Origin of the sequence: Pedobacter sp. HDW13, from assembly GCF_011303555.1 — a bacterium.
Lineage (GTDB): Bacteria > Bacteroidota > Bacteroidia > Sphingobacteriales > Sphingobacteriaceae > Pedobacter.
This window is the reverse complement of the sequence record NZ_CP049868.1, coordinates 2,935,452-2,956,241: the sequence shown is the minus strand read 5'-3', so window position 1 is coordinate 2,956,241 and position 20,790 is coordinate 2,935,452. Positions and strand designations below refer to the sequence as shown.

General features: G+C 41.2%; 13 protein-coding genes and 1 pseudogene. 4 read left to right on the top strand and 10 right to left on the bottom strand.

From position 1 onward, the window contains the following. Positions 1-5: 5 nt before the first annotated feature. From G7074_RS12625 to G7074_RS12590, 8 genes and pseudogenes are all read right to left on the bottom strand, one after another. Positions 6-1,529, bottom strand: a complete 1,524-nt coding sequence (locus G7074_RS12625) for a RagB/SusD family nutrient uptake outer membrane protein (protein ID WP_124562102.1) — start codon at positions 1,527-1,529, stop codon at positions 6-8. An 11-nt stretch (positions 1,530-1,540) separates the two neighbouring features. Continuing rightward, a complete protein-coding gene (locus G7074_RS12620; protein WP_233603966.1) occupies positions 1,541-4,690 on the bottom strand; it encodes a SusC/RagA family TonB-linked outer membrane protein in 3,150 nt (1,049 codons plus the stop codon). 21 nt (positions 4,691-4,711) lie between these two features. Then, on the bottom strand, positions 4,712-5,800 hold the full coding sequence (locus tag G7074_RS12615) for a DUF5007 domain-containing protein (protein ID WP_166208671.1): 1,089 nt from the start codon (positions 5,798-5,800) through the stop codon (positions 4,712-4,714). A gap of 36 nt (positions 5,801-5,836) precedes the next feature. Beyond that, positions 5,837-7,027: a fasciclin domain-containing protein gene (locus G7074_RS12610; protein ID WP_233603967.1), complete on the bottom strand. Its 1,191-nt coding sequence runs from the start codon at positions 7,025-7,027 to the stop codon at positions 5,837-5,839. An 11-nt stretch (positions 7,028-7,038) separates the two neighbouring features. Then, positions 7,039-8,550 carry a RagB/SusD family nutrient uptake outer membrane protein gene (locus tag G7074_RS12605; protein WP_233603968.1) on the bottom strand — a complete coding sequence of 504 codons (1,512 nt, stop codon included), beginning with the start codon at positions 8,548-8,550 and terminating at the stop codon, positions 7,039-7,041. A 34-nt stretch (positions 8,551-8,584) separates the two neighbouring features. After that, positions 8,585-11,440, bottom strand: a complete 2,856-nt coding sequence (locus tag G7074_RS12600) for a SusC/RagA family TonB-linked outer membrane protein (RefSeq protein ID WP_233603969.1) — start codon at positions 11,438-11,440, stop codon at positions 8,585-8,587. Between the two features lie 679 nt (positions 11,441-12,119). After that, positions 12,120-13,654 (bottom strand): annotated as a pseudogene (locus G7074_RS12595) (SulP family inorganic anion transporter). Between the two features lie 63 nt (positions 13,655-13,717). Next, entirely contained in the window at positions 13,718-14,131 is a 414-nt protein-coding gene (locus tag G7074_RS12590; protein ID WP_124562106.1) for a helix-turn-helix domain-containing protein, read from the bottom strand. Between the two features lie 131 nt (positions 14,132-14,262). Here G7074_RS12590 and G7074_RS12585 point away from each other — a divergent pair, with 131 nt between their 5' ends. After that, the gene (locus G7074_RS12585) at positions 14,263-15,018 is read left to right on the top strand and encodes an SDR family oxidoreductase (protein ID WP_166208668.1); all 756 of its coding nucleotides are present in this window, start codon (positions 14,263-14,265) and stop codon (positions 15,016-15,018) included. Positions 15,019-15,093: 75 nt separating this feature from the next. Here G7074_RS12585 and G7074_RS12580 read toward each other — a convergent pair whose 3' ends face one another. After that, positions 15,094-16,155, bottom strand: a complete 1,062-nt coding sequence (locus G7074_RS12580; RefSeq protein WP_166208665.1) for an SDR family oxidoreductase — start codon at positions 16,153-16,155, stop codon at positions 15,094-15,096. Positions 16,156-16,240: 85 nt separating this feature from the next. Between G7074_RS12580 and G7074_RS12575 the strand changes: the two genes are divergently transcribed. From G7074_RS12575 to G7074_RS12565, 3 genes are all read left to right on the top strand, one after another. Further along, entirely contained in the window at positions 16,241-17,038 is a 798-nt protein-coding gene (locus tag G7074_RS12575) for an AraC family transcriptional regulator (RefSeq protein ID WP_124562109.1), read from the top strand. A gap of 191 nt (positions 17,039-17,229) precedes the next feature. Then, entirely contained in the window at positions 17,230-18,960 is a 1,731-nt protein-coding gene (locus G7074_RS12570; RefSeq protein ID WP_166208662.1) for a DUF4091 domain-containing protein, read from the top strand. Positions 18,961-19,134: 174 nt separating this feature from the next. Further along, the gene (locus tag G7074_RS12565) at positions 19,135-19,635 is read left to right on the top strand and encodes a GNAT family N-acetyltransferase (RefSeq protein ID WP_124562111.1); all 501 of its coding nucleotides are present in this window, start codon (positions 19,135-19,137) and stop codon (positions 19,633-19,635) included. Positions 19,636-19,711: 76 nt separating this feature from the next. Here the strand turns inward: G7074_RS12565 and G7074_RS12560 are convergent, their stop codons facing one another. After that, positions 19,712-20,710 carry a helix-turn-helix transcriptional regulator gene (locus G7074_RS12560; RefSeq protein ID WP_166208659.1) on the bottom strand — a complete coding sequence of 333 codons (999 nt, stop codon included), beginning with the start codon at positions 20,708-20,710 and terminating at the stop codon, positions 19,712-19,714. Between the last annotated feature and the right edge of the window lie 80 nt (positions 20,711-20,790).

The window sequence follows — 20,790 nt, the reverse complement described above, 5'->3', positions numbered from 1 at the left end:
TCAAATTAATTACCGCCGTTAACCCAGTACTCGTTCAGTACCATGAAGGGGTTATTGTTTAATGCACTTGAGTTTATTGGCCAGGTCCAGGCACCACGGCTAAATTTATCGGCCGTTAATACGTTGTACGACCATTGGTTGCTTAAAATCCTTTTGGTACGCACCAGGTCGAAATAATGGTGGCCTTCGCCAATCAGCTCTCTCGATCTTTCGTAAAAGATAAAATCTTTAAGGGCCGAACCGCCACCACCAGTATATTTTGAGGCTTGTGCGCGATCTCTAACCATATTTAACAACTTGATAGATTCTGCATCTTCGCCTAAGTCTGCCAATGCCTCTGCAGCCAGTAATATTTCGCCACCATACCGAAAAACCATAAAGGTGTTATCAGGGTTGGCATCTTCCTCGCCTGTAGAAAATGAGTTCTGTGCAAACTTCAGCATCATAAACTTTCCATTATCGGCAAAAATATCTTCGTTAAACCAGCTTGTAATCCGCTTGTCGCTGCCATCCTGAAAAAGTTTCTGCATGTATTCTCCACGGTAGTAGGCAAAACTTACGCGGTGCGTATATTCTGGTCTTTTGTACGGATAGTGCAGAAACATATCGGCAATAGGGGCAATATTTGCGTTTGCATCGCCGTAGTTAATACTGCGGTAAAACTCAAATAAGCTCTCATCCGAACGGCCTTTTACCACAGTTGCCCATTCGTTAATTGGCAATAAACGGTAAGCATTACTTGCAATAAGTTCTTTACCTAAATCGGCTGTTTCCTGATAGTATTTTTGGGCATTGGCGGGATCGAAACCTGCATTCCACATGTTCATTTCCATCATTAATGCCACAATACTGCCCCTGCTTGCACGTACACCTTTTAATGACGGATCGGTATACGTCCAGGCGATACTGTTTTTATAAGTTTTTAAATCGGCGATGCACTTATTCAACACGGAAACAAAGTTTTCTCTAGGTTGTGCGGTAGAGTGGAATGCATCGGTATAGTAAACCACATTGCCATATAAGCGCACCATAGTGAAATAGCTCAGCGAGCGGATAAATGCTGCTTCGGCCTTGAAAGAATTTTTCTCGGCTTCTGAAACGCCGGGAACACCTTCATCCAATTTGGCAATTAAAATATTTGCACCCTGAATGGCCTGATAATAGGCAGTCCAATCGGTAATGCGGCTAAAGTTGTAGAAATCCCATGGCCTGCCGCCAGAAATTAAAAACAAGATGTTGTTTTTACCCAAAATCTCAACAAACTCGCGGGCAGGTGCCAAATCCGACTGACTTTCGTAAAGCACTTCGCCCGAACGGTACTCGCCGGTTGCACCAACAAAGTGTGTTTCGTTGTACTTGCCAAAAACAATACGCGATAAATTATAAATGTTGGCCACCACATCTTCTTTTGACTGGAAGAAATTGTTTCCGGTTAGTTTATCGAGCGGCTGTACATCTAAAAACTTTTTACAGGAAGGCAAACAGAAAGTTGCCGCCATAATTATAGTATAAATGATAACTTTTTTCATAATAATATTGATTAGTTGCCTGTATTAAGTTCTAAGTTTAAACCAAGGTTATAAGTACGTGGTACAGGATAACCATTCGAAATATCGCGACCTAATGTGGTTACGTTCTCAGGGTTAGGTCCACTGTATTTCGAAAAAGTAACCAGGTTATTGGTCGAAGCGTAAATCCGCAATTGGTTAAGTCCAAATCTTCTGATCCATTTCTTATCAAACATGTACGAAAGCGTTACGTTACTTACTTTCAAATAGCTTCCGCTTTCCTGCCAAAGGGTTTGGTCGGCACGCAAAGGCTGAATTTGATCGAACCGGGCATAATCATAAGGGTAAGGGTATTTAGCTACATCGCCTGGTGCTCTCCAGATATCCAGATCGTTTAAAGGCACCACCGAGGTTTGCGAGAAAGGGTTACGCATAATGGCAATCCTATCAGCAAGGGCGTTGTTTAAAATGGTACGGTCTGCAGTGTAGGTTGCGTACACGTTTAAGCCCCAGTTTTTATACCTGATATTGGTTGATAAACCACCTGTAACCAAAGGCTGTGAGTTACCTGTAATTTCGTAATCGCGGTTATCTAAAATATAATCGCCATTTACATCTTTAATTATCGGATCGCCACCTAAGAAAAACTGACCACTGCTCTGGTACCTTTTTCCGGTAACCGGATCTACCGGCACATCGGCATCGGTTCTGTAAACGCCCTGGTTAATTCTTAAATAGTTAGACAGGGTATTCCTACCAACACGGAAAACATTGTGCTGTAAATAACCCGAACCATCGAACCTGATATACTGGCCATTATATTCGGCAGGAAGTTTCAACAATACATCTCGGTTTAATGCTCCGTTTACCGATACAGAAATATCGAGATCTTTGCTTACTACCGGCCTGAAGGTTACCATTAACTCACTACCGTAGTTGGCAATACCCAAATCGTTACTGGCCAGTTTATTAAAACCTGTAGTATTCGATAAAAACCTATCGAACAACAGGTTATCTACCTTTTTGTAATAGGTATCGAAGTTTAGCGATAACCTGTCGTTAAACAAACCTAAATCGAAACCAAAGTTATACTGCGTAGTTGTGGTTGGTTTAAGATTCGGATTCGGAACCAGATCGTAATTGATACCAATAGTAGGGTTGTTGTTAAAGTTACCATTAAGGTTATAAATACCATAAATACTTTGCAGGTTGCCGGTTGGTACAATGTTTTGTCCCCAGGTTAACCTCAAACTACCATACGAAAGCCATTTTAAATCGGTTAACCAGTTTTCTTTGTTGAAGTTCCACCTTAAACCTATTGATGGGTTTTTAGAATATGGATTCTCCAGTCCGCTTGATGAGGTACCATCTAAACGGTATGAAAATTCGGCCACATATTTTTTATCGTAGTCGTAAGAAAGTGATCCGGCAAACGATGCAATGGTTGCGTTTCTGTAATTGCTTAATACACCACCACCTCTTGAGTTGTAAGCATCGTAACCCGCTGGGCCCTGCAACTGGTCGTTAGGCAATCTTTCCTGACGGGTAATACCAGCCTGAGCACCTTGTTTGTAAATCTCGTTAAAGGTGTTTACGAAAATGTTGTGTTTTTCGCCAAAACTTTTAGCGTAAGTGATACCATTACGGTTATACAACTGAAAGTTTCTGCCGACATAATCATATAGTTTAGCATACTGACCATTGGCAGCAGCAGGTGTAAATGTTGATTCAGTATCGGAAGTATAATCGTAACTTAAGGTAGAAGAGGCCGCTAAACCTGGTATAAATTCGTAACGCGCTTCTACGTTGGTACGTAAGTTCCTCGAGTTGTTATCGTTTAAGGTTTGTAAAGCCGATAATACCCCGCCCGAAGCCTGATAGAAAGATGGCGGCGGCAACAAAGTAGAAGCTTGCCCGTTGGCAGCAACACCCGATTGAAGTAAACCTACCCCGTTACCTTTATTTTGCTTACCTACTGAACCGTTAATGAAACCAAAGAACCTGAATTTATCGTTTGGTTTAAACTCCATGTTCATGTTCAGGTTGTAACGGTCGTAACCTGTATTTTTAATTACCCCTTTTTCGGTATAGTAACCTACGTTGGCTTTATAGTTAAATTTAGGGTCGCCACCATCTAGTGCCAAATTGTGACTCTGGTTGTAAGTGGTTTGGTAAAATACGCTCTGCCAATCGGTAGAGTTATTCCAGTATGCATTTAAACTGTCGGCCAGAAAAGGCGTGTTAGAAATGGCGCGGATATCGTTTACGTTTTGGGCATTAAGGATAATCTGCTGAATTTTTAACGAGCGCTCGGAATTTCCGCCTAATGTTTCGCGCAGTTTAGGTGGCGCATTAACGAAGGCATTGGTTACATATCTAATGCGTGGCACTTTAGAATTACCTCTTTTTGTAGTGATGATAATTACCCCGTAAGCACCCCTTGATCCATACATCGAAGTTGCCTGGGCATCTTTCAGGATCTGGATATTTTCGATATCTTCTTGCGGAATTAATGAAAGCGGACTTACTCCCGGGCCCTGGCTCTGAAAACCAAACTCTGCAGCTTTATCGGCATCCAAAGGCACACCATCAATAATGTACAGTGGCGATGTAGGTTGTAAGAAAGATTCGTTACCACTACCCGAAATACTTAAGCTCGAAAGACCACGCACCTGCACCGAACCCCTGAAACCAGGTGCACCGGTGTTATTTTGGATGTTTAAGCCCGGAACTTTACCCTGCAAAAGCTGCTCTACGTTTGATACCGGAATATCCTGAACTTCTTTTGCCTGTATTAAAGTAGCCGAACCCGTAGTGGTTTCCTTACTTCTTTTCTGATAAGCTACAATAATTACCTCATCCAGTGCCTTGCGGTCTTCGCTAATGGTTACTGTTATATTGGTAGCTCCTGTAATTTTTGTTTTCTGGGTATTAAAACCTAAAAATTTAAACAATAAGGTTCCACCCACCGGTACGTTAACCGTAAACTGGCCTTTACCATTGGTTTGGGTTAAACCTTTGTTGGTTTCTTCTAAAATTACTGAAACCCCGGGTACGCCTTGTTTTGTTTCTTTATCGACAACTGTACCATTCACAATGATGTATTTTTCTTGCGAATAAGCACTCGTGCCTAACATTATGCATACTATAAGCAATGCATAAAAAAGTATATTTCTTCTCATAATATTAGCTTTAAATGTTGCCTACTCGTTTGCAAATTTTGGGTTATCTGTTTTAAAGTGAAATACAACTTCCCAATCTCCTGCCCGGTAAATGGCGAAATCGACACCGAAATTGGCAATGATACGACCACCACCAAAAGCGCCTCTTGAATAGCTCAGCTCGGCCTTTGCTCTCGAACCACCAGTGGCGTACGAGGTTGGAACTTCTACCAGTGGAATTGGATAAGCCACATCATACTGTACGTACTTATCGGTTTTCTGCATGTTAAAGCCATGTATCATTTTATCCCAAACGGTTTCGTTAAAAAAGGCCGGATTGATTTCTACCGAATCTTTATTTAAAGCTTTGATTCGCAACGAATGCCCATTGCCGCCTGTAAACGGACGGATGTAAACCACCACATCTTTAAGGTCGTTATTGCTTACCAGATTTTTATTACTATTAGCGCCAACTACATTGTTTAAATAAGGGCGGATATAATCCCTTAGTTTTTTATCAAGCGGGAATTTAGGATCAGGTGCAGGCAAGCCTGTGTAAGCATTAAAATCGTTAGAAGGCTCATAAGGGCGCTCCCTGAACGGCCTGATCTGGAAATCTTTAATTAATCGCTCGCCACCTGTATTTTTAACTTTTACATCGAAAAAACGGGTATCCTGCGAAAAGTTGGTACTATCTATAGGCCTTGGCTTAATCAGTTGGTTCGTTGCCGATGCCCACAAAATAAACTGTCCTGAAGAACGGATTTCCAATAAAGAATGCTCCTCGAGTTTTCTTTTGGCCTCAATCTCAGCCAGGCTTTTTTCTAAACCCGTGTATGGGGCGATCCAAACGTAAGTAGGTACTTTTTGAAAAATATCGTTCACCGGCCTTCCATCTCCAAACCTTGCATTTAAAATTTCGAAAGTGATTGGTGCTGTTGAGTTATCGCCATTAAAACCACCTATTAAATTATTACGGCCAATAATCGGCTCCAGAATTTTATTGCTAAAATTTACATTGTTACTTAAGTAATCTTTTTCGTCAGGCAAATTGTATAGTTTTTTACATCCGCTAAAAACAACCAGCGCAAACACTACAAAAAGATGTTCCTTTTTTAGGATTGACTTCATAAGTTTTTCTAATTTATTTTTTCCGTACTCCATCATCTATTTCGTTTTATTAATTGTCCATTCGGCCAGCTGGAATACACCACCGCTTCTTAACTCGGTAATATTTACGCGGTAGTACTGGTAGGCCACTGTATTGGTACACCTGAATACTTTTTGCTGATACCTTTCTTCGAAGAAGAAGTTGGAAACGCGGTGTAATTCGGTCCAGTTTACACCATCCTGAGACCCCTCATACGTCCAGGCTTTCGGATCTCTTTCTACCGCATCGTTAGCTGATGTTAGGGTATAAACAGACGACACCTCTGGTGTTTTAAGTTTAAACTGCATCGTTAAAAAGCCGTTCAAATCGCATAAAAACTTGGTATGATCGTCGCCATCGATTACCTTTTTAGAGTTCTCACCACTGGTTGGCCCACCACCGTTTTCGCGGTTGGTAGAAAATGTACCTCCTACAATAGTCATTAAGTTTGGCGGAGGCGGAACAAAGGTTAAACGGGTAACAAAACCATCGAAACCGAAAAGGTGATCGGGACTGATTACATGTACAATTCCGTTTTTGGTGCGGATATTATTTGAAGCAGTAGTACTGGTAGACCAGTTTCTGATAAACTTGCTTTTTTTGGTATTACTGAATTCAATTACTTCGGGTCCGGCCCCCACCTGGCCCGATGCCGATCCTTTTACCGATTTGGCATGCATGGGATAAGCAACCTTTACGCTGGTTAAATTCAAACCATCCTGTAGTTTTAACGAATCGGTTGGTTTTACCCCTCTGATGATGTAGTAAGAAATCATCGTATCCAACTGTACGCCATCAATATTGGCTAAAAACAAGGGATCTTTATCCGATTGCTTTCTTAGGGCATTTAAATTACGTAAAGCCAGCTGAAAACTAGGATTGGTAACGGCAAACAAGGTCACATTACTATCGGTAAGTGTCTTTTTTAGCCCCATCCTGTCAACCGCTACAATTAGCGAATCGTAAACACCAGGCTTGCTTTTTAAATATTCATATATATTTCCCGAAAACGGCGCGGTCTCACCGGCAGCTTCGTAATAGCCTCCGTTCTTTTTACAAGCCGAATACACCAGGGCTAGCAATAAAAGCATGGTTATGGCTCCCACATATTTTACAAATTTTTTCATCTGATTATATTTTAATGGTGATGAAGCCATCATGAGCTTAAGCATTTCGCAGTGCGATTTGAAAGATGATGATGGTTTCATTTCTTTATTGTTTAGCGCCAGTAAGGGTTCTGTGTTAATAAATTATTCTGCAACAAAAGCCTACGCGAAATTGGCCAGTAAATACCGCCCGAATTGATCAGGTTCATAAATTTGGCATCGTTCTGTCTGATTTTATTGTAGCGGATTAAATCGTACCAGCGTTGCCCCTCACCCAATAATTCGCGGTGCCTTTCTTCAAAAATCATTTTGATCAAATCGCCATTCGCATTAAAACTAATAGATGTACCCGGTACTGTTCTTCGCAGAAGGATACTCAGCAATTCATTAGCAGCGCCGGTTTGGTCGCCTAAAACCGATAGTGCTTCGGCCCTTAAAAGCACAATATCTTCTAAGCGGGTAAAAATAAGCGCACTTGTAAAGTACCTGAAGTTGGGGTCGGTACTTCCACCCTGAATTACCTTTATTTTACTAAAAATGGGATACTTACCATTTAAATTAGTGAAATACCGGTCGTACTTAGATTGACCTAAGGTATCCACTGCAAAACGTTCATCATTTGGCCAGTTAAAATATTTCAGAATCGAATCTTTCGGTAAATAGATATCCGGTATGGCTTTGGTAATAATTGGTTCGGCCAGTGTTAGCTCTTCGATATGTCCGGTTGATGAACCATCGATGTGGCCATAATCAGAGTTAAAGCCAAACATTTGTCTGGTGTTTTTATTGTAGAAAAAGCCATTTGAGTTGCTCAAATCGGTGCTCGAAGTAAAACCACCACCACTTTTGCCATAATTATCTTCTACAAATTTGGCATACTTGGCCACATTCGAATAATCGGCTGTCCAGGCTGCAACATGTGCTAAAACAGCATAAGCAGTCACTTTAGTGGCCAACGCACCGCCCCAACGGCTTCTGTCTTCATTGTAATAATTGCTGGGCTGCTGAATGTCACCTCCGCTGTAAATGTAAGGTAAATCGGCTGCGGCCTTTAACATTTCACTTTCTACCCATGCTAAAATCTTGGCCTGATTTTCACGCGGTTTGTTTTCAAATACCCCTTCGTTTGATGAGATAATGAAAGGTACGTCGCCCCAGATGCGTACCATGTAGAAATAAGCAAAAGCCCTTAAAAACCTAGCTTGAGCAATATCTACCGTCATGTTGTTATCCGAGTAACGTTTATCGGTCGCTTTTACATGGGCTACATTTTCCATAAAAACATTCGCACCATTTACAATGGCATAAAACCTGGTCCAATCAGAAAGCGATTCTACTACCGGGTAAGATGCATTTAAATTGTTGCTGATAATGGCTTTCAGGTCTTGTCTTTTCGGGCTTGTAAACTCCCCAGGCCTCACGTCGCCGTAAATCCAGTGGCCATTGTTATCAGATAGTGCTGCACGTGTAAGCGCATAAACACCCATAATACCTGCCCTTGCATCTTCTACGGTGTTCCACATGTTTTTCTCGCCCACAACGCGCGTCGAATCGGTTTCAAGGGCTTTATTACAACCTGATAAAACCACTGTAGCCAGCAGAAATGTGTATAATATCTTCTTCATCATTGTTGATGTTTTGTTCGTATTGCTTTCCATATTATAATTCCATTTTAACACCCAGAGTATACGTTCTTGGTATAGGCTGGCCATAACCGGTATCAATACCATCGTAACTTACCAGCTCAGGATCTTGCCCGGTGTAAGGCGTAATTACAAATACATTATTTACCGATCCGTACACAAAAAACTTGTTGATTTTGATGTTCTTCTTTTTCAGTACCGCTCCTAAATCGTATCCCAGTGAAACAGATCTCAGTTTCAGGAATGAAGCATTTTCTAAAAACAAATCCTGATCGGTACGGTAAGGAATTACAGTGCTCCATGGATTGTACAGTGGGTATTTGCTGTAATCGCCTCTTTTTTCCCAGAAAGTAATTTCCTTTACCGACGATACATCGGTATTGCCTTCGCGGTTTACAAAATCAAAGCGATTAGCCATGTCCTGGTTAATGAGTTTGCGGCCCAGGTTGAAATACAGGTTGGTACCTAAACTCCAGTTACCGTAGGTAAAAGAGTTATCGAAACCACCCGATAAAACCGGTAGCGAATGGCCTTTCAATACTTTATCTTTCTCGTCGATAATGTTATCGCCGTTCTGGTCTTTCCAGCGTGGGTCGCCTGCTTTTAAAGGCGTACCATTGTATTTTAAAGGTTGTCCGTTTACTACAGGTACCTGGCTATTTGCTGTATAAATGCCTTCGTTTTCCAATAACCAATACTGATCTACCGGTTGGCCAACTTTTAAGAATCTGTTGCCAATAATAATTTCATTTAAACCTCTTGGCAATGCTGTTAACTTATTGCTGTTGTGGTTAAGGTTAAGGGCCGAATTCCATGAGAATTTGCTTTGTGCAATTACCAAAGCACTAATGGTTAAATCTACCCCGGTGTTGCTCATATTCAGGCCACTTTCTATCGATTGTTTGTAGCCATACTCAGCATACGATGGAATGCCCAGCAGCTGGTTTTTCTCAGCCTTGGTATAAAAATCGGCCGATACATGCAGGCGGTTTTTGAGCATCGCCACATCTACACCGATGTTAAGCTGATCGGAATATGACCATGGCACACCATAACCCACCCAACCAAAAGAGTAAGGCCTAGTAAGCACACCAATAGCGTTATAACCCGGTACGGTTAAGTTTCCGGTATAACCAACTGATGCAGTATACTGCGGGCCTTGTGCATAGTTATCGTATGTAAAAGCGCGGCCCATTCTACCTACACTAGCTCGCAATACCAGATCATCAACCAGTTTAGTATCTTTTAACAGATCGTTTTTAATGTTCCATGCGGCAGAAAGTACCGGCGAGTAAAACCAGCGTTTGGTAGGTTGCGCATTTGATGAACCATCCAGGCGTAAGGTACCCGAAACGAAATATTTATCGTTGTACGAATAATTTACCTTACCATAGAATGATAACAGGTTATCAGCTGTTTTATCTAAGAAACGATAAGTTAATTCTCTTGGAAAAGCTGTTGGGGTTAAATAATTGCCATTATCCGAACCATCATCGTTTTTAGGCTTGGAATCTAACAGGTTAATTTTAATGTAATCGTTGGCGCCTTTATAAGCATAAGCATTGTTATACTTATAAATATCCCACATCATGGATTGGCCCAGCTCAAAGTGAAAATCGTGTACGTTTTTAAGGTTAAGGTCGTAAGTGGCCTTATTATCCATCATTAAACGCTGATTAAAGCCGTAATAGTTAGAGGCATAGCTATTTCCCTGCAATAAAGTACGGGCATAAAAAACATCACGGTACCCTTCGTTATAATCTACATTAAACGATGAGCTGATTTTAAATTTACCCAAAGTACCCACCAGCTTGGCAAAGCCCTGTATACTATTGGTTTTATTATCGTCAAAACCTTTAGTGTACTCGTTCAGGTAGCTGGCATAATAATCTTTATTGGGCGCCAGTGGCGCGCTTAAATCCGGGAAATAGTTAATCTGTGCAAAGCGGTCCCTTAAACTTCTGTTGCGGGTGCGGTTTAAACGGTTACCGTTAATCATTGCCGAGAACAATAACCATTTGACCGGTTTCATGTTGATATTAAACATGGCGCTGTAACGGTCTAATCCCGTTCCATCTGCCACACCTTCACTTTTGGTGTTACCGAGCGAGAACCTGAAACTGGCCCTGTCCGAACCTCCTGTTAAACCTAAATTGATACCATAAACAAGTGCATTTTTATAGTATAAATCGGTCCAGTCAGACTTACCGCTATATACATTATTTAACGAATCGCTTAAATAAACCGGATAGGCCTCATCGTCAGAGTACCTGCCGTTTGTGGTATAAATATCATAAAAGCGCTGTCTGAATGTGTTTTCGTACTTACCATTAATGGTACTAACGGTTGGCTTTTGCACCATACCGATGTAAGAGTTAAAGCTAATGCTGCGTGCAATGCCATCAGGCGATTTTGATTTGAGCAGAATTACGCCGTTTACGCCTCTTGGCCCGTAAATGGCCGTACTGGCTAAATCGCTTAATACTTCAACCGATGCGATATTGTTAATATCGATGGTGCTCAACAAATTGGTAGCCGGACCAATCCTGTTAAAATCGTACTGCTGAATATCAAAAGCGAAGGGATGTTCGCCAATGAGCGGAATCCCATCCAGCACCACTAAAGGCTGCGAGGCATATACATCCTTTTTGGATAAGAGTGGCATAGGTGCTCCCCTCAAAAACATATTCTGTATGGTACCAGGTTCGCCCGATGGTTCCTGAACATACAAACCAGCATAATTGCCCTTTAAATTTTGCTGTAATGAGATGGCAGGGAAAAGGGATAAGTTGCCGGTGTTTTTCTGTACGCCACCAGATAACTTATTGTAAATTGTTTTTTGCTTAATCTGGTTTAAGCTGTCTTTTCTCAATGAATCTTTTAAGGAAACGAACTTGATTTTCGTCGTATCCTGAAGAACAAAGGATTTAATTGATAGGCCTTTATGCATTTTATTAGCGCCAGCAAAAACCGGTAAAACGTTTAACGTAAACACTGCAAAAAAGACAAGGCACGCCCATAAGTATCGCATAGTTAATGGATCTTTTAATTGGTAAAAAAATGATTTTCTAAAACTTATTTTTTCGGAAACGGCAAGATGGGTCTCAAGTTCAGAAGACGGGTACTTTGATAGTAAAGGTTAGTAATTCTCATATAATTAGTATTTGGTTAAATCAAATATATATAATACTAAAACGTTTTAATATAGAATTGTCATTTTTATGAAATTTTTATAAAATGAGGGCATAATATTTAATTGTCCTAATTTAATTGTCGAATGGACAGATAAAAAATTAAATATTAATAAAATATATTGATATTTTAACATCCTATAAAACAGCATTTAAAGAAAAAACAGCGAGCAGATCACAATAAAACAACCGGTTTTTAGTTGCGAATTCCAGAACTAGTTAAACGTTTTAGCAAAAAGCAACATTTCAGATACGAAAGCCTTAAGCCTTTCAGTGTCTGTAAAAGATTTGATAAAACCTAGCAATTATGTTACCCATTAAAGAAGGTAAAACGGATTGGCAAACGAAATGTAGATTGAATTATCTTTCTGTAGCCACACGGTATGTGGGGTCTTCAACAATATTAACCTGAATAATTTTGTCGGCATTTTTAAGCAGACGTTTGCAATCATCACTCAGATGCCTTAACTGCAACTTCTTTTCTGCATCATGGTATTTTTCGGTTAGCTTATTCAAAGCATCAATCCCCGACATATCAAAAACCCTGCTGTGCTTAAAATCTATTGTTATATTTTGCGGATCGTTTGCAATATCAAATAAGGCATTGAAATTGGCTACCGAGCCAAAAAACAAGGGACCAAATAATTCATAATGCTTTGTACCAGTTTCATCTATATATTGGTTAGCCCTAATGCGCTTAGAACTTTCCCATGAAAACACCAGTGCTGAGATAATTACCCCAACCAATACCGCAAGAGCCAGATTATGTAGCCAGATGGTAATTAATGCCACTAAAATACCGATTACAATATCCTGCTTAGGCATTTTATTAATTACCTTAAAGCTCATCCACTCAAATGTACCAATGGCAACCATCATCATTACCCCAACCAGGGCAGCCATGGGTACACGGTCTATTACCGGGGCACCAATTAAAATAATAAGCAAAATTGTTAACGCCGCAATAATGCCCGATAAGCGTGCCCTTGCTCCTGCCGAAAGGTTAACCAGGGTTTGTGCAATCATCGGGCAGCCGCCCATACCCGTAAAAAAACCATTTAAGATATTGGCTACCCCCTGTGCCATGCTTTCGCGGTTTCTATCGCCCTTGCTGGCCGTAATTTCATCAACCAGGTTTAAGGTTAGCAAGCCCTCGGTTAAGCCTACCCCAGCCATAATCAGCGAATAAGGGAAAATAATTTTAAGCATTTCGAGGTTTAAAGGCACATTTGGAATATGAAACGGCGGAAAACCACCCGCTACAGAGGCAATATCCTTAACCAGTTTGGTATGAATGCCGAAACCCAATACAATAATAAACACAGCAATAATGGCCACCAGCGATGCCGGTACCGCTTTGGTTATTTTAGGTAGCACAATTACAATAGCAACCGTTAACAACACCAGCCCAAGCATGATATATAACGGAGTACCGCTTAACCATACTTCGGTACCGTTAACCAGCGTTTTAAACTGCTGCAACTGCGACATGAAAATAATTACCGCCAGCCCGTTTACAAAACCGAACATTACGGGTTGCGGCACCAACCTTACAAATTTGCCCAGCCTAAACAAGCCAACTAAAATCTGAATTACCCCGCGAGGGCTACGGCAGCAAAAACGTATTCGATACCCTGCGTTTTCATTAAAGCAATCAGCACAATTACCGTTGCTCCTGCACCGCCCGAAACCAAACCTGGCCTGCCACCCAAAATGGCCGTTACCAGCCCCATAATAAAAGCGGCATATAAACCAGTTAGCGGTGGGAAGCCAGCCAGTATGGCAAACGACAACGATTCGGGAATCATGGTCATGGCAACGGTTAAGCCTGCAAGAATTTCAGTCCGGTAATTAATTTTCTTCGAAAAATCGAAAAGCTGCAGGTAGGGTTTCATAAAGGAATAAAGGATAAGCAGCTGCAAATATCCGATTTTCCTTTAAATTAAACCGGCATGTGCTTATGGGTTGTGGATAAGTTGATCTGGCTGCTCTTCTTCTTTAAAGGCATAACAGCTTTTATCGTGATCTGCATTACCTGATATCGGGTTAATGCGGTACTGAAAATTACTCCCCCATATTTCTAAAGCCTTAAAAACATCGCTCAGTTTTTCTCCCGATTCGGTAAAAGCATATTCTACCCTGGGTGGTACTACCGGATAAATTGTGCGGGCAATTACCCGATCTTCTTCCAGCTCGCGCAACTGCTGGGTAAGCATTTTTTCGGTAATGCCTGCAACGCTGCGATGAAGCTCTCCATACCGTTTAGGCCCCGATAATAGACGGTTTAAAATCGTTAGTTTCCACTTCCCTCCAATTACATTTAAGGCAGCTTCCATTGAACAGGTATAATAGGCTTGTCTTTTCTTTGTCATATAAAATTTTGCTACAGGTATTTAAAGAAACTCGGGGCATTTCTTACAAAAAAGTACGTACCGAACCAAAAAGTACCTACTTGATGGGCATGGGGATTTACCGTCTCTTTGAGCTATTAAAACATAAAGATATGAAAAAATTAGCAGGTAAAACCGCCATCATTACAGGAGGAAACAGCGGTATAGGTTTCGCAACAGCAAAAGATTTTTTAGCTCAGGGCGCCAAAGTAATTATTACAGGCAGAAACGAGAAATCGGTAAATGAAGCATTAGCCAAACTGGGTGACAATGCTTACGGCATAATTTCGGATAGCGCATACATGGAAGAAGTTACCAAACTGGCCGAGCAGGTAAAAACCATTACACCAACACTCGATATTGTAGTGATAAATGCAGGAGTAGGAAAGTTTGATGCGCTGGTCACCATGACCGAAGAAACATTTGATGAAATTATGAACATCAATTTTAAAGGTGCTTATTTTAGTTTACAACAATTATTACCATTAATTAATAATGGTGGATCGATAATACTAAACACTTCGATAAACGCGCACATTGGCATGGCAGGTGCAACGGTTTACGCCGCAAGTAAAGCAGCTTTGCTAACCCTGGCCAAAAACCTCTCGGCCGAATTAACCGATCGCAAAATCAGGGTAAACGCTGTAAGCCCTGGCCCGGTTGTTACGCCTTTACATAGTACAGATAAGCTTGGTTTATCGACAGAAGATTTAAAGCAAATGGGCGACAGCCTTACCCAAAAAATTCCGGTAGGCAGGTTTGGCGATGCCGAAGAAATTGCCAAAACAATTACCTTCTTCGCCTCTGATGATTCTTCATTTATTTTAGGATCGGAGCTGATTGTGGATGGCGGGATGTATAACCTTTAGATATATCCAAATAAAAAGCAAAGTAACCAGCAGGTTGCTTTGCTTTTTATTTTAAACCACTATTTTAACTTAACCCTAAATTTCAGGAATAATTTTCTGACGCTTAAGTTCATCAAATAAGTCGAAGAACATTTTTTCAGTGTCTATATATTCATTAAACCCCATTCTTCTTGCTTTGGTTCCGTCCGAAAAGAAGTCGTAATCCCATGAAAAAACAAAATCGCCGAAAGCCCATGACGATACTGCTTCGTAACTAGTGTCGGCTAAACCATAACTGGCCTGTATGTCTGCCCATATTTCTGCCTTATCGACCATCACTTGCTGTAAAGGCATTGGTAAAGGAGCAGCAGTTTCCATTTTAAAGTAGGTGGCAATTTTAGGCCAAAGGTCATTCCATCTAATTAAATCGCCGTTGGTAATATTAAAAGCCTGGTTGGCACATGCTGTATTTGTAGCAGCCCAAACCGTAGCTTTTGCCAGTAATCCGGCATCGGTAATATCCAGCAACTTATCGTATGCACCAGGTTTACCCGGAAAACGAAGGGGTACACCTAATTTTTTTGAAATTGAAGCATATACAGCTATAACCATCACCAGGTTCATAGGATTACCCAAGGCCGTTCCGGCAACAACCGAAGGTCTAAGCGCCGACCAGGTCCATTTTTTACCCTTTTGATGTTCTGTTAAAAACTCTTGCTGCGATACATTAAACTCAGGAGGCATATGTGCACCATCACTTTCTTTTGCAGGCGTTTTAAATGGCCCATAGTGTGCACCATAAACCTTATAACCTTGCATTAAACTTATATGCTGCAGGTTCTCTGCTACACTTTCGATCGCATTAACTACATTAACCAGCATTGCCATATTTGGGGCAACAAGGCCAGCCCAATCTGATCGGTCCTGGTACGCAGCATAAAAAATATGTGTTACCCCGTGCAGTTTATGCAATTGCTGCTTGCTTTCAGCCTCGTTCAGTAAATCAACAGTGAGGTATTGTGTTTTATTTGTGCTTAAGCCTCCTCTACGCGATAAACCGATAATATTCCAATTGCCCAAACTTTCCAAATGCTCAATCAGCTTACTTCCAATTACCCCGTTTGCACCTACTACGAGTGCGGTTTTAATGTTTTTCATTGCTGTTTTATTTATTACTATGCAAAGGTGAACGATAAAACCACAGGCACTTTTGTAAAATACTTTGATAAATTTGTATAAATCTATGATTAAGCGATATATCCAGTTTCAACCTCTTGTGGTTTCGGAGTTCGAGGCAACAGCATGGCCGTACCCAGTACACAGGCACAACCACTATGAGCTGATTTATGTCAAATCGGGTTCTGGTGTTCATTTCATTAACCAGTTACCGATTGCCTATCGGCAGGGCAACCTGTTTTTAATCGGCCCTGATGATGAACACTATTTTGAGATCGAAGAGAAGACACATTTTATTTATATGAAATTCACCGATATCTACATCCATCAAAACGACATTAGTCTACTAGGGATCAAGCAATTAGAATACCTGATCAAGAGTCGGGAAACCCACCTTTCAGGTTTTAATTTCTCAGAAGAAGACCAACAGGTTGCCGACCAGATCATTACGCTTGTACTGGCATTAAAGCACAATATGCTGCAGAATGAAATGCTGATCTGGGCACAAATCCTTACCCTAGCGCATATTATGCAGCGCAACATGCCCGAAATTAAAAGCAATAGCCAGCGCACAAAAGATATACAGGCCCTTTTCTGTTACCTGCATAAACACATTTACCAGCCTAAGCAGTTAAAAGCAAGCGTAATGGCTGCCCACTTTAAACGCTCTGAAGATTATATTGGGCCGTATTTCAAGCGGAACACCGGATTCACACTTCGTAGCTACATTAACGATTACCGCAAGCATTTAATCGAACAGCGGATGGCCAGTGGGAGATTTGGACTGAAGCAAATTGCAGCCGAATTCGACCTTACCGATGAAAGCCATGTGAGCAAACTGCTTCGTAAAGATGTAAAGCACTAGATTGCCATTTTGGCGATATACTAGATATACAAACGGGTATTTTTTTATTTGCCCCCCTCCCTTCAACCCCCTAACCTTCCAGCCCTCTACCTCTTGCCTTCCGGCTTGCATCATCTTTGTTACAATCACACAAACGATTGCGCTAAAAATGCTTTCTACAGTATGATTTACAATTTGTTAACTTGTGGATTATGAAGTTTTCTCTATTTATTTTAACCCTGTTAACCGCTGCAACGGTTAATGCGCAAGATGCCAGTCTGGCCCTCCAAAAAGCACCCAAATTAAGTACAGATGTTGTTACTGCCCAATGGGCAAAAGTACCTGCCGGATTAAACCTAAGCTTTGCCAGCAGCAACCAACGCTTTGCCCGCGAAGTGCCGCCAACGGTAAACAACAACAAAAGCTGGGTATTTAACTCCTGGAAAGGCGAAATCCTAAACACCCAAATCCTGATCTGGACAAAAGGCACCGCCCCGGTAAGCTTGAATATAAGCGATTTAAAAAGCCCTGAAGGTAATACCATTAAAAAAGAAAACCTATCAACAGGCTTTATCAAATATGTAATTACCGACGAATTCAGAGATGGTTGCGGTTACCGCAAATCGAAAGATTTTGATTCTTCGTACGTTGCCGATCTTATCGATACCAAAACTAAAGTACTTACTTTAACGCCTAATAGTACCCAACCGGTTTGGCTAAGCATAAAAGTTCCGCAGGGAGCAAAAGCTGGTATTTATAAAGGAACCGTTAGCATTAACGGAGATAAAGCAAACAGCCTCGAAATTTCGGTTAGGGTGGTAGACAGAACCTTAACTTCGCCAGAGCAGTGGGCTTACGATTTAGACCTTTGGCAACATCCGGCAGCCATTGCACGGGTGCACCAGGTAAAATTATGGAGCAACGAGCATTTTGACTTAATGAAAGATTATTATAAAATGCTGGCTAATGCCGGACAAAAAACCATTACCACCAGCATTGTAAACGAACCCTGGGGACACCAAACTTACGACGACTACCCCAGCCTGATTAAATGGACGAAGAAAAAAGATGGTAGCTGGAGTTACGATTATAGCCTGTTTGATAAATATGTAGCTTTTACCATGAGCTGCGGCATTAACCAGCGCATTAACTGCTACAGTATGGTACCCTGGAAAATTGCATTCAGCTATTTCGACGAGAGCACCAACAAAGAAGCTGTTTTTACGGAAGCCATTGGCACCCCAGGTTACAACGTTTTTTGGGGCACCATGCTTAAAGATTTTACCCGCCACCTGAAACAGAAAAACTGGTTTAACAAAACCTACATTGCCATGGACGAAAGGCCTATGCCTGCCATGAAAAGTGTAATCAGCCTGCTAAAATCGATTGATAGCGAATGGAAAATCGCATTGGCCGGCGAATATCACCAGGAAATTGAAAAAGATATTTTTAACTATTGCATTGCCTCTAAATGGGAATACCCTGCCGAGGTATTGAAAAACCGCCATGCAGCGGGCAAAATAAGCACCTGGTACACTTGCTGTACCGAACCTTACCCAAATGCTTTTAGCTTTTCATCGCCGGCAGAGTCGGTTTGGATGGGTTGGTACACCGCCAACAAAAACATGGATGGTTACCTGCGTTGGGCCTTTAACAGCTGGACCAAAAGTCCGTTAACCGATACGCGTTTTACGGCATGGCCTGCCGGCGACACTTACCTGGTTTACCCGGGACCATTTAGCTCGGTACGTTTCGAAAAAATGATTGAAGGCGCACAGGATTTTGAAAAAATAAAACTACTTAGAAAAGAATATACTGATAAAAACCAAAGCGAAAAACTGCAACAGCTTGAAAATGCTTTGAAACAGTTCGAGATCAGTAATCTGCCTAAAACAACAGCAGCCGAAACTCTATCAAAAACCAAAGAGATTTTGAATAACTAACCGGGAAAAAAAGATTCCTGTTTTTTGCCACAGATAACCACAGATCATTTATTTAAATCTGTGGTTATTCTTTTTATCTGTGGTTTATTTCTTTTGCACAAATTTATCCTCTGTAAAAACCTGTTCTGACATAGCGATGAACGATGCTTTTCTTCATTCTGCTATCTTTGGTCCATGACAATCAGATTAGCCGAAACGACAGATATAGCAGGTATAATGCAATTGGTACGTAAAGTAGTGCCCTTAATGCAGGCTGCAGGAAATTTCCAGTGGGGAAACGATTATCCAAACCCCGAAGTATTTGAGAAAGACATTGCGCTGGCGCAGTTATGGGTAGCTGAAATAGACAATCAAATTGCAGGGGTTACAGCCATTACTACCGATCAGGATCCCGAATATGCTGATGCCGGCTGGGATATTACCGAAAATGCCATTGTAACCCACCGCCTGGCGGTAAACCCCGATTTACAGGGCAAAGGCATTGCCCGGGCCTTAATGCAGCAGGCAGAAACTGTGGCGCAAACACGTAACATTACCATTTTAAGGGTAGATACCAATAGTGAGAATAAGGCTACACAAGCGCTGTTCCCCAAATTAGGTTATGCATTTAGTGGAGAAATTACACTGGCCAAACGCCCGGGATTACGATTCTTCTGCTACCAAAAATTACTGTAAAAAATCAGTCTTTAGATTTCAACTGGTACAAAAGGAAACCAAGGAGTTTCTATGGTTTGATAGAAAACTATTCCTACTAAACTATTGCACAAAAGAGATTATCAAAAAGCACAATAATATCTTCCATGAAGATCAATAACGATAATTTGCCTGCTTTAATTTTATTGGGCAAGTAGCCAAAGTATTTTTTAAATGCGCTGGTAAAGTGTGTAGCATGCTTGTAGCCTACCTTTTTAGCAATCTCGGCAATGGTAATATCTTTTGCCAGGAGTATTGACCTGGCCTTTTCCATTTTAAACTGATTGAGGTAACCATATACGGTATTACCGAAAACAGTTTTAAAATCGCGTTTAAGATTAAACTCGTTGGTACCCACCAGGTGGGCCAGGGTACGTAACGACAGCTTTTCTCCAACATGGTGTATTAAGATTTCCCGTGCTTCCTGCATCCTTTCTAATTCTTCGGTTTTAAGCTTTGGCGTACCTATACTACTTTGAAGCTGCTCAAATTGTCCAAGTTGCAGCGCCAGTAGTTCAATTACTTTAGATTCGAGCAGCAACTGATCGCAGAAATTACTTTGAGCTGCATCGCTCAGTCGTTGCAAAATTGTACCAATTTCGGGCGTAACAGACAAGTTTACTGGTGAAAGCATGACCGGGGCCTCCTTGCCTGTGCGTACAGCCATGAGTCTGCGATGTGCCGGATGGTTAACCGGTACATACCGGTTTAAAAAAGCAGCACTCAGGTTAATACAAACCACTTCGTCGCTACTATCGCTCATAACCATGCGCACCGACTGAATGGCTACCCGGCAAAGGTTGTGTTGATGTACACTGATATTTACCTTATCCGGTGCATCAGAGGTGTGGACGGTGACATTCCCTTTCAACACAAAAATCATTTGAAAAACTTCTAACTGCTCATCATCCGGATGGCTCATCCTGATTTCGATCTTCTTCCGGTCTGCTACATCCTTAATATAGCTGAAAGCAATCGCTTTATTAAACGAAAACACACTTTCTATATCGTGTTTATATTCTCCCTTAAGCGTTAGTTCTTCTCCCGATTGCGTCATATTCAGCTTTTATCTTTGCGGCAAAGTTATTCTTATTAAGACCTATTCTAAAGAACAAATATAAAAAATTACACTATTTA